This is a genomic window from Parasediminibacterium sp. HNIBRBA5674, assembly GCF_056745525.1.
This window is the reverse complement of sequence record NZ_JBQWIE010000093.1, coordinates 1-843: the sequence shown is the minus strand read 5'-3', so window position 1 is coordinate 843 and position 843 is coordinate 1. Positions and strand designations below refer to the sequence as shown.

General features: G+C 36.2%; 1 protein-coding gene. It reads right to left on the bottom strand.

The window, feature by feature from the left end; translation table 11 throughout:
* Positions 1–843, bottom strand: an 843-nt coding sequence (locus tag ACT9TX_RS18380; protein ID WP_481340567.1) for an ISAs1 family transposase, incomplete at both ends; no start/stop codon positions are given.

The following is an 843-nucleotide window of genomic DNA, read 5'->3' as shown; positions in this document are numbered from 1 at the left end:
GTCTTCATTAAAGGCTACATCTAAACACCAATGTAACTTGTTTTCAATGCCCCAATGTTGCCTTATTATTTGGTTAAACCTTTCTGGTGCTGCATTTAAACTGGAGATGTAATACCTTTTCTGTGATTGTATGTCACCTGTTTGAACAGTCGTTCTTTGGCTTTCTATACAAACAATTGATTGCAGATTTTTCCACCTTTCTTTTTTACTAATCCAGTCCATATCTGTTATTACTTTACAAGTCCGTTTTTCTATTCTGCCGTGTGCCTTTTCTGTGCTGGTATGGCTGATTGTTTTAGGTGTTTGCTCAAAAGCTTCTTGAATATCATCTAACAAATGACCCTGATTCTCTTTGACTGCTAATACATAATCTGCTTGTTGATTCACTATCTTTTCAGCAATAGCTGTTTGACAACCCATTGCATCAATTGTAATGATAGCACCTTCCAAAACTAGTAAATCCAGCAAAGTAGGTATAGCAGTTAGCTCATTGCTTTTTTCTTCTGTTTTTACCTGACCTAATACCAGATTATTGTCATTGCACCAAGCACTTACCATGTGAATAATGGCTTTTTTGCCATCGACCCCTGCATTGCAAAGTCGTTTACCATCAATGCTAATTATCTTACCATTACTGATGCCTGCAATACTCTGAACCCAATCTATAAAACAACTTTGAAGTTCTTGAGGATTGAGTGTAGCAAAAAGTCTGTTAATAGTGTCGTGTGAGGGAATACCATTTTCTAAAACTAAAAACTGTCTTAGCCATTGTTCTTTGTGTTTCCCATACAATTCAATCTCTGTCCATTCATTACAACCACCTAATACAGCACATATACTCAA